This window comes from Streptococcus sp. FDAARGOS_520 (assembly GCF_003812685.1).
Lineage (GTDB): Bacteria > Bacillota > Bacilli > Lactobacillales > Streptococcaceae > Streptococcus > Streptococcus agalactiae.
Genome location: NZ_CP033810.1, coordinates 1,187,587 through 1,200,139, shown reverse-complemented (window position 1 = coordinate 1,200,139; position 12,553 = coordinate 1,187,587). Strand labels below are relative to the sequence as shown.

Below are 12,553 nucleotides of genomic sequence, written 5' to 3'. Positions count from 1 at the left end.
CGTACAATTGAAGTACAAAAGAGGTGATTGTATGACTAAAAAAATGTTTCAAAAGCGAGTAGATTCAGAATTATTAGATGAAGTATCGGTACTATACAAATCCTTAGGAACTTCTGTAGGTGACGCTTTCGTGATGTTCTTACAAAAATCAAAGGAGGTGAATGGATTGCCATTTGATTTAAGGAAACAAGTCCATGCTATTTCTGATAATCCTTTAGAAAGACTAGCTTTGGCAAACTCAAATGTTATCAAAGTGACTGCTTCTAATCCAGAAGCAATCGCAGATTTCTTTGATGAAGACTATCCAGAATACGAGGAAAGACATGGACAACTATAACCCATATGATATTCTGGTAGCAACTATCGCTTTTAGTGATGGGACAGGAGCTAAAAGACGTCCTGTTCTAGTCATTGCAAATAATGAAGAAGTTATCAGAACCTACCGTATCACTAGTCAGTATTCCCGTAAATCATCTTATATCCGTTCAAAATACTTTGAAATAAAAGAATGGGAAGAGGCAGGATTAGTGAAACCATCTTGGATTGATACCGTTCAACTTTATGATTTAGACGTAGAACTTGTTCAAGTTCGCTTAATCGGAAAGTTAACAGAAAATGACCAACAGAGATTTGAAAAATTTTTAAGAGAAAATTAAGATTATACGATTATATTATAAATAATCCTAAAACTTTTCTTTTTCATAATCTCCTTAAGGTAAGGGCTTTATAGCTCTTGCTTTTTTATTGCCTAAAAGGGAGGAAAATTATGCAAGTTATTTTACCAGAAGAACAAACAAAAGAAATTCAACTTTTTGTTGCAAATCTTATTAAAAATGAGATTGAAACCGTTAAAGAAGATTCAGGACAAATTAGTCCTTTTTTAAATAAAAAGCAGGCCTGTCAGTATCTGGGAATTTCAAATAACACGCTGGATATCTGGATAAGAAAGGGAATGCCACATATTCGGATTGGAAAAACAATTCGATTTGATAAAGACAGTATCCGTAGATGGATGATACAACTGGAAAATCACTTTTGATTTCATTATAATAAAGTCAGGGTAATTTTCTAGCTCAGTAAAAAGGAGATTACTATGACAATTACAAAAACCTCAAATGGTTCTTATCGTTTAAAACTCTATGTTCCAACAGAAGCTAGACCTTCTTTGGGAATTTCAGGAAACTACTACGATAAGCGTTTCAAAACAAAGAAGGAGGCTAAAGAAGCTGAACTACAAATTTTAATAGATATTAACACTATCCAAAAAGGGGGTGCATTACCACATCAAGCAATCAATGGTGATATTCTCTTCAAAGATTTTTATCATAATGTCTGGTGGGAAGCCTATAAAGCAGGTCAAACGACTTCAACAAATAAACCACCCACTCTTCCAACAGTTAACAATACAGAAACTGTTTTTAGATTACATATTTTACCAATGTTTGGAAATTATTCCATTAAATTTTTAAATCAGAATAAAACGGTTGTTTTAAATTTGATGACTGTTAAAGCAAATGAATATGCCAATTTCAAGGTCATACGTAGTTATGTTAATTCTATTTTTGACTGGGCAGAGGAATTAGAATATATTGAAATGAATCGCCTATCTAAAACAATCAGTCGTATTAAAGCGACTAAAAAAATCAAATTACAAGAAGCTAAGCGTGATGAAGATTTATACCTTACTTTAAGTGAGTTACGGGAATGGTTTGAAATGTTCCAAGAAGACCTAGAAAACAAAAAATTGTCGCTTAAAGACTATGTTTTATTTTTTACAACTTTTATCTTAAACGACCGTAAATCGGAAAGCTATGCTTTACAGTGGAAACATATCTCCTTAGATACATCTGAAATTGGTTTAATTCAAGCCTTGGATAAATATAAGAAGCCTAAGTCTACTAAAGGAGAAAAGAAAACAATTTTTGCTATTCCTCAAGAACTAACTGTTCTCTTATATCAATGGAAAATTCAACAAAAATCAGAATTAGCAAAATTTGGTATCATTCAAACTCCAGAACAATATGTATTTACTTATATTGACACTAAAGGCAATGTGAATAGCCCTCTGCATGCAGATTACCTTAATAACAAGATGAAATCTGTAGAACGTCGCCATAAAAATCTTAGGCATGCCACTCCTCACATGTTAAGGCATACTGGTGCTACTTTAGCTAAGAAGGCAGGAATGTCTCTGGAATCCATTTCAGAAGCTTTAACACATAGTGATTTGAGTACAACAAAGATTTATGTTAATACTTCAAATGTTGTTCCACTTAGTGCTGGCGAAACTGCTTACAGAGAGCTCAAAAATAAATAAGGTAAAAATAAGGTGAATTTTGAGGTGAGTTTTTCAAAAAGTGCACGAAAAAACACCCAATGAGGTAAACATTGAGTGTCTGTAATCGTTGCTGTAAAGCTGTTCTTAACGTTTTGAGAACTGGCTAGCTTTACGTGCTTTCTTAAGACCTGGTTTTTTACGTTCAACCATACGTGCGTCACGTGTAAGAAGTCCAGCACGTTTCAATGAATCGCGGAAATCTGGGTCAACTTCTAAAAGTGCACGTGAGATACCATGACGGATCGCACCTGATTGACCTGCATATCCACCACCTACAACGTTAACAAAAACATCGTATGAACCTTGAGTTGAAGTAACTGCGAAAGGTTGGTTGATAACAAGACGAAGGTCTGCGTGTGGGATGTACTCTTCTACATCTTTTTTATTGATTGTAATTTTACCAGTACCTGGGACCAAACGAACGCGTGCAACAGCGTTTTTACGGCGACCAGTACCTGCATATTGTGCTTGTGCCATTATATAATGCTCCTTTCCTCTTAGATAAGTCCTGAGATATCAAGTACTTCTGGTTGTTGTGCAGCATGTGTATGCTCACCGCCAACAAATACTTTCAATTTCATACCTTGTGCACGTCCAAGAGTGTTATGTGGAAGCATGCCTTTAACTGATTTTTCAATCAAACGAACAGCATTTTTAGAACGAAGTTCACCTGCTGAGATTTGTTTCAAACCACCTGGATACATTGAGTGAGTGTAGTAGATTTTATCTGACGCTTTTTTACCAGTTAATTTAACTTTTTCAGCATTGATAACAATCACAAAGTCACCTGTATCAGTGTGTGGTGTGAAAGTTGGTTTGTTTTTTCCGCGAAGTACGCTAGCAACTACTGCAGAAAGACGTCCAAGAGGTACATCTGCTGCGTCAACAACGTACCATTTGCGTTCAACTTGGCCTGGTTTAGCCATGAAAGTTGTTTTGTTCATGATTTCTCCTATACGAATTCGTTTTTGTTTACAGGTGTGGATGTTCCGGTCCACGAGAGTATTTGAAAGGTTCCGGGGCCTTACAAATGGGGTAAACAATACCGCTTATAATCATATCAAAATAAGGTAGCATTCGTCAAGTTATTTCTTTTATTTTATCAATTTTCATCCCAAAATAAATCATCTACAGTTTTATTCAAAGCTTGACACAATTTAATCGCTTAATTATAGTCTCCTTTTTCAATGGCGGCTATTGTCTGACATGATACACCGACCTTTTCAGCTAGAGACTGTTATAATAAATCCATACTAGCTCTAGCCGTCTTTAAGCGTAAATTTTTCATATTACTATCTGTCCTTATACTTATGGTAGTACACTGAAATTCCCATAGCTATCAATGATATTCCTATAACTGCTAAAATTGCATCATCTCCCCTTGAAAAATAAGTAGCAATATCAACCTTCCTAGTAAAAGCATCAATAAAATAGTTATTCCTATGAGGGCAAATGCGCCAGCAACAAAAACATTTTCCAAAAACTTTCATCAACAAACGGAGAGACGCTTTTTAGATTAGAAGTCGTAACAAAATAGAAATACCACTAAATAAAGTTAATATTATTATAAAATCAGGTAACACACTCCCCTTATTAGCTTTCCAAAAACACTTTCAAGCCATAAGATAAAAACCATCGTCTAAAAACATTTTTGATAACTTTGTAAAACCAATTGTTGTTGTCGTTTATCATATTGAGGATAGTTCTTATTTTATTTTTTATAATAGGTCTCCTACTATTTTATAGTTTCATAGCATCATATAAAATACATTTTATAAAATGTATACTAAAAGAACATAACGTACTGTTATGCCCTTTGATTTGTTATCGGTTTTCTTCCCCTAAAGAGAATAGAGCTAAAGCACCTGAGCCCACATGAGCTGAAATAACTGGCCCTAATGGACGAATAATAACTTCTTCAATACGCTCATCTGCTAATAACTGTTCTTTCATAACTTGAGCTGAATCTTTCTCTCCACTATAAGCAATAATTAAAGTGCTATAAGATAGTGTTTTTGTTGCCTGAGTCACAATCTCTTTAATACCTTTTTTACGGCCCCTTGTCTTGGCAAATGGTACTAATTTACCCTCACTATCTAACTTAAGTAATGGTTTAATCTTAGCAACACTTCCAATGATAGCTGCACCTTTTGATAAGCGACCACTACGCATTAAATGGTTGAGATCGTCAACTAAAAAGTATGTGTTTAATTTAGGGAGAAGTGATTCAATTTTTTGTTTCACTTCTTCTAAAGATTTACCTTCTTGTCGCTCTTTAGTTGCTAACATCGCTAAGACACCCTCACCACATGAAGCTGCCATCGTATCCACAATCTCAATTTGAGCATCAGGATATTTGTCTAAGACCATCTCACGCGCAATAGTTGCACTCTGGTAAGTGCCTGATAAATGTGAAGATAGCGCTAAATATAACAAGGCATGGTCATTTTCTGCATAGGTTGAAAAAACTTCTTCAAACTGACCAACGTTAATTTGGCTTGTTGTAGGCTTTGCTCCCTCTTGCATACGCTCCAACAAGAAGTCACTAGTAATTTTTTCGTCTCCGACTGTCTCATAAGTCTTTCCATCAAGTTCAATGGTTAAACCTATAATATCGACATTGTGCTCTTGAGCCCACTTTTCATCTAAATCCGATGTCGAATCCGTTAGTATTTTAAAAGTCATTGTTACCTCAATCTATTATTTTTATTTGATAATCAAAGTAGTTCCAATATTATATCAAAAAAATTGTTGGCTGGCTAATAAAGTGTTAGGTTTTACATACCATCTAAAAAATCCTTGAGTTTTCCTAGTTGTTCATCATTCCACGGCCTTAACTTTGGCGTACTCAAATCGATTTGACTGGACATCTTATCCAAATCTGATTTTACTGTCGCTACACGCTGTTCCAATTCTCTAGCCGAGACACGTAAAGCACCCTGAGAAAATATAGTCCATTGTTCATTTAAATCACTGGTAGCAACGGAGACTAAATTTAACACAGATTGATTAAGTTCTGCCGCTGCTCGTTCAATATAGCTATCCGCAGTTTCGTCCTCCTCAGTAAAGATAACGGATATTTTGTATTGGTCATAACGTTGACGTACACCAGGAACATACTGTGCATCAAATACACAAATAATATCAATGTGTTCGAAATGTGCGTAATGATTTAGCTTTCTAAGTAATACTTCCCTTGCCTCTTCTAAACGATTGCTTTTAAAAAGCTGTCGAGTATCTTTCCAAAAAGCAATCATATTGTAGCCATCAACGAGTAAGATAGAATGTTTTTTCATAGGCGGTTTCTAAATACTTCATACATCAAAATAGCGGCTGCGACACTGGCATTTAAACTCTGAACATGACCATTCATGGGAATTGTAATCATTTCATCTACTTGCTTTTTGATATTATGAGAAATACCTTTTCCTTCATTACCAATAACTAGGGCTAATTTACCTTTGGTATTCCACTTATGCGATGGTGTCCCATTCATATCAGTGCCAAATATCCAGAACTCCTTATCTTTTAAAGTATCCAAAGTTTGACTGAGATTAGTTACCCTTGCAATAGGAACATGTTCAACAGCTCCTGTAGATGTCTTTGAAACCACTGGGGTCACTCCAACAGAACGATGTTTGGGGATGATAATACCTGTTACATTGGTTGCATCAGCTGTGCGTAGAATAGAACCTAGGTTGTGAGGGTCGGTCAGACCATCAAGGATTAAAATGAGAGGATTTTCTTCATTCTCTGCCTTTGTCATTATCTCTGATAAATCCGCATAGGCAAATTCCGAAACTTTTAGAACGAATCCTTGGTGAACTCCACCATTTGTCATGTCTGATAAGGTTTTTTTAGGAGTCCAGGAAATGGATACTTTTTTTTCAGTCGCTAGTGCTTTGACTTTATCAACGTTCTTTCCTCTTAAGTCATCTTGCAAGTATAATTTATTACCAGTATTAGCTCTTAAACTCTCTGTCACAGCATGTAAGCCATAGACAAGGTCACTTGATTCTTCTTTAAATTGTTTATCTTTCATAGTCATATTATATCATGAATGCTATAGCATAAAGCTTTTTATAGCAATATTTTACCAACAAATCCTAATGTCTCTATAAAAAAGAGAGGATATAGCCTCTCTTTTTGTTTATTTTTCAATGGTTTCAATACACCACTGTATTAGAGTTTCCAAGCGCTTTATCTGACCAGTCATATCCAAGTACCCCATAAGAGCCTCAAAACCTGTAGACATACGATAGGTAATAATATCAGCATTTTTAGCTTTTGTATGACTATTCGCATTACGTCCTCGTTTATAAATTAACTGCTCTTCATCAGTTAAAATATTTTCTTCTAACATGGCATTAATTAACAATGCTTGGGCATTAGCAGAAACATATTGGGTTGCTTTCCGATGTAACTGATTAGGTTTGGTAAAACCCTGCATAATTAAATGGCGTCGGATATACAAAGAATAAACTGCATCTCCTTCAAAAGCTAAAGCAATACCATTAATCAAACGAACATCAATCACGAGTCCACCTCACGCCATCCTTAGTATCTAACAATTTAATTCCTTGTTTTGCTAATTCATCTCTAATACGATCAGCAGTTGCAAAATCACGATTAGCTCGTGCTTCTTGACGTTGTTCTATTAAAGATTCAATATCAGCATCAAGAACTTCCTCTTGGAATACAATACCAAAAATTTCTAATAATTCAGCAAAGGTTTCCTTAACTCTTGAAGTATAGTGTCCTGAATTAATCCATTTTGCCATTTCAAAGATAACAGTAATACCGTTTGCTGTATTAAAATCATCATCCATCGCTCCTTGAAATGCTTTCACAAATTGCTCTAATTCTTCATCATTAGCATTCTCTTGGATTGGTAAGTTGAAAGTATTTTTTAAATATTTAAGGTTAACTTCCGCATCATGAACGGCCTTTTCAGTGAAATTCACGGGTTTACGATACTGTTGTGTCGCTAAGAAAAAACGTATTACTTGTCCGTCAACGCTCTTCAACATATCGTGAACAGTAATAAAGTTACCAAGAGATTTAGACATTTTCTCGTTATCAACGTTAACAAAACCATTATGCATCCAGTAATTTGCAAAGGTCTTACCTGTTTTAGCTTCAGATTGTGCAATCTCATTCGTGTGATGTGGAAATTCTAAATCAGCTCCTCCACCATGGATATCAATAGTATCACCAAGGATCTCAGTTGCCATAACAGAACATTCAATATGCCACCCTGGGCGCCCTTTCCCCCAAGGACTTTCCCATGAGACTTCCCCAGATTTAGCTGATTTCCAAAGTGCAAAATCTAAAGGATTCTCTTTAATCTCTCCTTCACCATCAACACGACCACTTGCACCAATCTCTAAATCTTCCAAAGTTTTATTGGCTAATTTTGCATAATGATGTGATTTACTTACTCTAAAATAAACATCTCCATTAGCTTCATAGGCAAATTCCTTATCAACTAAAACTTTAACAAAATCAATAATCTCATCCATATAGTCAATAACTCGAGGATTTTTTGTAGCAGGTTTGACACCTAATGCAGCAACATCTTCCATAAATGCTGAAATAAACTTATCTGAAAAGGATTTTGTATCCATACCTGCTTCAGCTGCACCTTTTATAATTTTATCATCAACATCAGTAAAGTTAGAAATATAATTGACTTGGTAACCACAATACTCAAAATAACGACGAATAGTATCAAAAGCTACTACACTGCGGGCATTCCCGATGTGTATATAGTTATAAACTGTTGGCCCACAGACGTACATGTTGACTTTACCTTCATTGAGAGGTATAAAATCTTGTAAACTGCGAGTCATAGTGTCGTAAATTTTTATCATGGTTTTTCCTTTTTCTGTTTTTGATAAGCTTTATACAAACGAACAACATACATTAAAACAAAAGCAGCCCAAATAATTCCTAAGAGAGGGTTACCTTGTGCAAACTTTAAATAGCTTAAACAAGCTGCTGCTAGTATACCTAAGATTGATAATATTTGAGTTGTTACATAATCCTTCACAAATACCTCCTAAAGTTTGGACGAATAATAACTTTCTTCTCGATCATGTTCAATACTTCGGATTTGAAGATCATCCTTTTGACCATGGACACGGACAACTTTAGCTGGAACACCAACTACTGTTACGTCTGCTGGCACATCTGCAAGGACAACTGCTGCAGCACCGACTTTAGCATTTTCTCCAACCTCAATTGGACCAATGATTTGAGAATGTGCTGAAATTAGCGCTCCTTTACGTATGGTTGGGTGTCGTTTGCCTTTGTCTTTACCTGTGCCACCCAATGTAACCCCATGGTATAGCATAGCACCTTTCTCTACAATGGCAGTTTCTCCAATGACCAATCCTGAACCGTGGTCAATAAAAACCCCTTCCGAAATCGTCGCTCCGGGATGAATTTCAATTTGTGTCCAGAAACGCCAAAATTGACTGTGCATACGTGCTAACAATTTAAAATTATGATTCCATAAAAAATGAGATAGCCTATGAGCTGCAAGAGCTTTTATTCCTGGATAAGTTAAAATAACTTCTAGAGAACTACGAGCAGCTGGATCTTGTTCTTTGACAATAGCTATACTTTCTTTCCACCACCCCATAGTTATCCTCAATCGTTTTCTACATCAGACCAATCAACTAAAACTTGTTGTTCATCAAATGGATTGATGGCTACTCCAAAGGTATCATCAATCTCATTTTCTCCATTACGCGGTTTATAAATATCGTCAATCGTCCAGGCTAAAATTACTCCTTGTGCTTTCCTAAAAGCACCACCAAAATCATTATGGTTATACCATTTTTCAAAACTTAAAAGGTTTGAGAATACTGGAACATAACTTTTTCCTTCGGGGGTAGACATTGTAGGGAAAAGACGGTCAAAACTACCTTCTTCACGTGGATGGACAAAGGCAGGTACCAAGTAGGTTTTATCCATGATATCGGCAACAATGTTATCTTCATTTAACAACTGATTTAAGATTGTGGTGTAATTATTCATAAATTGCACCATATCTTCACAGTAGAAAATAGTCGAGTTCCCAAAATCGCCTTCTTTTTTTAAATTATAGACCAATCCTGCTAAGCCATGTGAAATAGCTTCATCAAGAACGTCTAAACTACGACGACTCTCCCAAAACATATCTCGAGCACTTTCTTGCTCCTCTTTGAAATGATTAAGGTCAGTAATATCCGTAAAAACAGGAACAACTTCTTGACCATCTACTTGAATAGCATAGGGTTCCTTGCTTGCCCAAACCGTAGAGTGGTGCAAGGCATTCACAAGACCTATACTATCTAAAAAATTATCCGGTGCATTGATAAAAGCACGCAATCTAATGTCTAACTCGTTTGTACTTGTCATATTAAGATTCCTTTTTAGGATTGTCAGCTTTTGGAGGACGTGGTAACAATGCTTTCATAGAAGCATCAACTCGCCCTTTATCATCAATTTTGATGACTTTCACATCAACTTCTTCACCAATTTCAAGAACATCAGCTACATTTGCTGTACGTGTCCATGCAATTTCTGAAATATGTACCAATGCATCTGTTTTATCAAAGAGGTTGACAAAGGCACCGAATTTCTCGATACGAACTACTTTAGCATGGTAAACTTCTCCCACTTTTGCTTCACGTACTAAACTTGCAATAATGTCTTTCGTACGATCAATAGCAGCCTGATCACTAGAGAAGATAGATACATTTCCTTCTTCATCAATATCAATCTTAACACCTGTTTCAGCGATGATTTTATCGATAGTTTCGCCACCTTTACCGATGACAACTTTAATCTTATCAACATCGATTTTTATCATATCAATCTTAGGTGCCGTTGGTGCTAATTGTGGACGTGGCTCTGCGATAGCTCCATGAAGGACATCAAGAATTTCAAAGCGTGCTTTTTTAGCTTGCGCAAGAGCTTCTTCCAAAATTTGAGGGGTAATACCTTCAATTTTAATATCCATTTGAAGTGCTGTAATCCCTTCACGTGTACCCGCAACTTTAAAGTCCATATCGCCAAAATGGTCTTCTAATCCTTGAATATCAGTGAGGACTGTATAGTTTGTTCCATCTGATATGAGCCCCATGGCAATACCAGCAACTGGAGCTTTTATAGGCACACCACCTGCCATAAGAGCAAGCGTTCCAGCACATATAGAAGCCTGAGATGATGAACCGTTTGATTCTAAAACTTCTGCAACTAGTCGGATAGCATACGGAAACTCCTCCAAGCTTGGAAGGACTTGTTCTAATGCACGCTCTCCTAAAGCACCGTGACCAATTTCACGACGCCCTGCAGCTCCATAACGTCCCGTCTCACCAACTGAATATTGTGGGAAGTTATAGTGGTGCATAAAGCGTTTCTTATACTCTGGTGTTAGCCCATCAATGATTTGTGCTTCACCCATAGGTGCTAACGTTAATACTGATAATGCTTGGGTTTGTCCTCGTGTAAAGAGACCTGATCCATGAACTTGTGGTAAAAAATCAATCTCTGCGTCTAATGGACGAATCTCATCCACACGACGTCCATCAGGACGAATCTTATCTTCTGTAATGAGGCGACGAACTTCTGCATGTTCCATTTGTTCTAAAATTTCAGCAACATCACGCATAATGCGATCATATTCTTCATGTTCAGCGTAACGTGCCTCATATTCACCTATAACTACTTCTTTAACTGCTTCTGTAGCTGCTTCTCTAGCCTTTTTCTCTTCAACTTGTACTGCAGCCTGTAAAGCTATGTTATGAGTAGCAATAATTTCTGCTTGAAGTTCTGGATCAACTTGAAGAAGTTCTACCTCGGCTTTTTCTTTACCAATAGCAGTAACAATCTCTTCTTGAAAGGCGATTAATTCACAGACAGCCTCATGTCCTTTAAGAAGAGCCTCTAGCATGATTTCTTCTGAAAGTTCTTTCGCTCCAGATTCAACCATGTTAATCGCTTCTTTAGTACCTGCAACCGTTAATTCTAACGCAGAAGCCTCTTGTTCTTGTGCTGTCGGATTAATAATAAAATTACCATCAACATAAGCAACTTGAACTCCAGCAATTGGCCCATTGAAAGGAATATCGGAAATCGATAATGCTAATGATGAACCAAACATAGCAGCCATTGGTGCGCTAGCATTTTCATCAAATGAAAGAACAGTATTGATGACCTGTACTTCGTTACGAAATCCCTCAGCAAACATCGGACGGATTGGTCTATCAATAAGACGTGCTGTTAAGGTAGCATCCGTACTTGGACGCCCTTCACGTTTGTTAAAGCCACCCGGAAATTTCCCAGCAGCATACATTTTTTCTTCGTAATTGACTTGAAGTGGGAAAAAATCACCTGTTGACATTTTCTTAGACATAACTGCTGCTGTGAGTACAGTAGAATCTCCATAACGAACGACAACTGATCCATTTGCTTGTTTAGCCACTTGGCCAGTTTCAACAACTAATTTTTTTCCAGCAAAAATCATTTCAAAGACTTGTTTTGACATATTATTCTCCATATTTTTTTGTTTACGCGTTTCCTACAAAGTTCAATCTAGCTGTTCTAAACTCAACTTTGCATAAAACCACGTATAAGCTTTATTCTAACATAATTCTATAAAATTGAGTAGCGAAAATCCGTGGAGGAAGCTGTATTATCATTCATTAATGTAAACGTAAAAAGTCTGATTATTAATACTAGCAATCAGACCTTGTTACAATGATTAAAATAAATTTCTAGGGTTAATCTTAGCTTGCTTAATAACCCTCTTCATAGGTTAAAACACTTTCTTACTGCTGGCCTCCTCAAAGTACTTACGTTCATAGTGCGTTTAAAACAAAAAACACTAGAAAATTTTCTAGTGTTTTTACTTGACTCTGTTGTCTATTAACGACGAAGTCCAAGTGATTGAATCAATTCACGGTAACGGTTAACATCTGTACGACGTAGGTATGCTAATAAGTTACGACGGTGACCAATTTTTTTCATCAATCCACGGTAAGTAGCGTGGTCTTTTTTGTGTTGTTTGATGTGGTCGTTAAGGTGGTTGATTTCCCAAGTAAGAACTGCTACTTGAACTTCAACTGATCCTGTATCACCTTCGTGACGTGCATATTGAGCAATGATTTCATTTTTTTTCTCTTTTGAGATTGCCATAATATATTCTCCTTTTATTGCTTCATC

The 12,553-nt window shown here is 36.3% G+C and carries 16 protein-coding genes and 1 pseudogene; 4 read left to right on the top strand and 13 right to left on the bottom strand.

All coding sequences use genetic code 11. From position 1 onward, the window contains the following. The first annotated feature begins 31 nt into the window (after positions 1-31). From EGX96_RS06345 to EGX96_RS06330, 4 genes are all read left to right on the top strand, one after another. On the top strand, positions 32-337 hold the full coding sequence (locus EGX96_RS06345; RefSeq protein ID WP_000162871.1) for a hypothetical protein: 306 nt from the start codon (positions 32-34) through the stop codon (positions 335-337). Then, positions 324-656, top strand: coding sequence for a type II toxin-antitoxin system PemK/MazF family toxin (locus EGX96_RS06340; protein WP_000371058.1), 333 nt, complete (start codon positions 324-326; stop codon positions 654-656). Before EGX96_RS06345 ends, EGX96_RS06340 begins: the two co-directional genes overlap by 14 nt. A 110-nt stretch (positions 657-766) precedes the next feature. Then, on the top strand, positions 767-1,039 hold the full coding sequence (locus EGX96_RS06335) for a helix-turn-helix domain-containing protein (protein ID WP_001196075.1): 273 nt from the start codon (positions 767-769) through the stop codon (positions 1,037-1,039). Positions 1,040-1,093: 54 nt separating this feature from the next. Beyond that, positions 1,094-2,317: a site-specific integrase gene (locus EGX96_RS06330; protein WP_000156560.1), complete on the top strand. Its 1,224-nt coding sequence runs from the start codon at positions 1,094-1,096 to the stop codon at positions 2,315-2,317. Positions 2,318-2,422: 105 nt separating this feature from the next. Here EGX96_RS06330 and rpsI read toward each other — a convergent pair whose 3' ends face one another. The 13 genes and pseudogenes from rpsI to rpsO form a co-directional block, all read right to left on the bottom strand. Beyond that, entirely contained in the window at positions 2,423-2,815 is a 393-nt protein-coding gene (gene rpsI / locus EGX96_RS06325) for a 30S ribosomal protein S9 (RefSeq protein ID WP_000035940.1), read from the bottom strand. A 20-nt stretch (positions 2,816-2,835) separates the two neighbouring features. After that, positions 2,836-3,282, bottom strand: a complete 447-nt coding sequence (gene rplM, locus EGX96_RS06320; RefSeq protein WP_001865567.1) for a 50S ribosomal protein L13 — start codon at positions 3,280-3,282, stop codon at positions 2,836-2,838. A 224-nt stretch (positions 3,283-3,506) separates the two neighbouring features. Beyond that, a pseudogene (locus EGX96_RS11155) lies at positions 3,507-3,626 on the bottom strand (helix-turn-helix transcriptional regulator); the annotation flags it as partial. Between the two features lie 536 nt (positions 3,627-4,162). After that, complete coding sequence (locus EGX96_RS06305; RefSeq protein ID WP_000143135.1) at positions 4,163-5,023, bottom strand: DegV family protein; 861 nt, start codon at positions 5,021-5,023, stop codon at positions 4,163-4,165. A 92-nt stretch (positions 5,024-5,115) separates the two neighbouring features. Then, positions 5,116-5,634 (bottom strand): NYN domain-containing protein, encoded by a 519-nt coding sequence (locus EGX96_RS06300; RefSeq protein ID WP_000716636.1) that lies wholly within the window; start codon positions 5,632-5,634, stop codon positions 5,116-5,118. Beyond that, complete coding sequence (rlmB, locus tag EGX96_RS06295) at positions 5,631-6,386, bottom strand: 23S rRNA (guanosine(2251)-2'-O)-methyltransferase RlmB (protein WP_000178026.1); 756 nt, start codon at positions 6,384-6,386, stop codon at positions 5,631-5,633. The genes EGX96_RS06300 and rlmB overlap by 4 nt, the downstream gene beginning before the upstream one ends. A 102-nt stretch (positions 6,387-6,488) precedes the next feature. Continuing rightward, entirely contained in the window at positions 6,489-6,875 is a 387-nt protein-coding gene (locus EGX96_RS06290) for a Mini-ribonuclease 3 (protein ID WP_000568029.1), read from the bottom strand. Then, positions 6,868-8,211, bottom strand: a complete 1,344-nt coding sequence (cysS, locus tag EGX96_RS06285; RefSeq protein WP_000591131.1) for a cysteine--tRNA ligase — start codon at positions 8,209-8,211, stop codon at positions 6,868-6,870. The genes EGX96_RS06290 and cysS overlap by 8 nt, the downstream gene beginning before the upstream one ends. Continuing rightward, positions 8,208-8,390 carry a lipoprotein gene (locus EGX96_RS06280; protein WP_000656476.1) on the bottom strand — a complete coding sequence of 61 codons (183 nt, stop codon included), beginning with the start codon at positions 8,388-8,390 and terminating at the stop codon, positions 8,208-8,210. Before EGX96_RS06280 ends, cysS begins: the two co-directional genes overlap by 4 nt. Positions 8,391-8,399: 9 nt before the next feature. Next, positions 8,400-8,984 carry a serine O-acetyltransferase gene (gene cysE / locus EGX96_RS06275; protein WP_000539954.1) on the bottom strand — a complete coding sequence of 195 codons (585 nt, stop codon included), beginning with the start codon at positions 8,982-8,984 and terminating at the stop codon, positions 8,400-8,402. An 8-nt stretch (positions 8,985-8,992) separates the two neighbouring features. Beyond that, positions 8,993-9,745 (bottom strand): SseB family protein, encoded by a 753-nt coding sequence (locus EGX96_RS06270; protein ID WP_000204782.1) that lies wholly within the window; start codon positions 9,743-9,745, stop codon positions 8,993-8,995. Between the two features lies 1 nt (position 9,746). Beyond that, positions 9,747-11,876, bottom strand: a complete 2,130-nt coding sequence (pnp, locus tag EGX96_RS06265; protein WP_000043850.1) for a polyribonucleotide nucleotidyltransferase — start codon at positions 11,874-11,876, stop codon at positions 9,747-9,749. A 380-nt stretch (positions 11,877-12,256) separates the two neighbouring features. Continuing rightward, on the bottom strand, positions 12,257-12,526 hold the full coding sequence (rpsO, locus tag EGX96_RS06260) for a 30S ribosomal protein S15 (RefSeq protein WP_001018249.1): 270 nt from the start codon (positions 12,524-12,526) through the stop codon (positions 12,257-12,259). Positions 12,527-12,553 lie beyond the last annotated feature (27 nt).

Bases quoted from the DNA above. Each gene is read 5' to 3' on its own strand.
- EGX96_RS06345 (WP_000162871.1), top strand. From the start codon at position 32: ATGACTAAAAAAATGTTTCAAAAGCGAGTAGATTCAGAATTATTAGAT.
- EGX96_RS06340 (WP_000371058.1), top strand. From the start codon at position 324: ATGGACAACTATAACCCATATGATATTCTGGTAGCAACTATCGCTTTT.
- EGX96_RS06335 (WP_001196075.1), top strand. From the start codon at position 767: ATGCAAGTTATTTTACCAGAAGAACAAACAAAAGAAATTCAACTTTTT.
- EGX96_RS06330 (WP_000156560.1), top strand. From the start codon at position 1,094: ATGACAATTACAAAAACCTCAAATGGTTCTTATCGTTTAAAACTCTAT.
- rpsI (WP_000035940.1), bottom strand. From the start codon at position 2,815: ATGGCACAAGCACAATATGCAGGTACTGGTCGCCGTAAAAACGCTGTT.
- rplM (WP_001865567.1), bottom strand. From the start codon at position 3,282: ATGAACAAAACAACTTTCATGGCTAAACCAGGCCAAGTTGAACGCAAA.
- EGX96_RS06305 (WP_000143135.1), bottom strand. From the start codon at position 5,023: ATGACTTTTAAAATACTAACGGATTCGACATCGGATTTAGATGAAAAG.
- EGX96_RS06300 (WP_000716636.1), bottom strand. From the start codon at position 5,634: ATGAAAAAACATTCTATCTTACTCGTTGATGGCTACAATATGATTGCT.
- rlmB (WP_000178026.1), bottom strand. From the start codon at position 6,386: ATGACTATGAAAGATAAACAATTTAAAGAAGAATCAAGTGACCTTGTC.
- cysS (WP_000591131.1), bottom strand. From the start codon at position 8,211: ATGATAAAAATTTACGACACTATGACTCGCAGTTTACAAGATTTTATA.
- cysE (WP_000539954.1), bottom strand. From the start codon at position 8,984: ATGGGGTGGTGGAAAGAAAGTATAGCTATTGTCAAAGAACAAGATCCA.
- EGX96_RS06270 (WP_000204782.1), bottom strand. From the start codon at position 9,745: ATGACAAGTACAAACGAGTTAGACATTAGATTGCGTGCTTTTATCAAT.
- pnp (WP_000043850.1), bottom strand. From the start codon at position 11,876: ATGTCAAAACAAGTCTTTGAAATGATTTTTGCTGGAAAAAAATTAGTT.
- rpsO (WP_001018249.1), bottom strand. From the start codon at position 12,526: ATGGCAATCTCAAAAGAGAAAAAAAATGAAATCATTGCTCAATATGCA.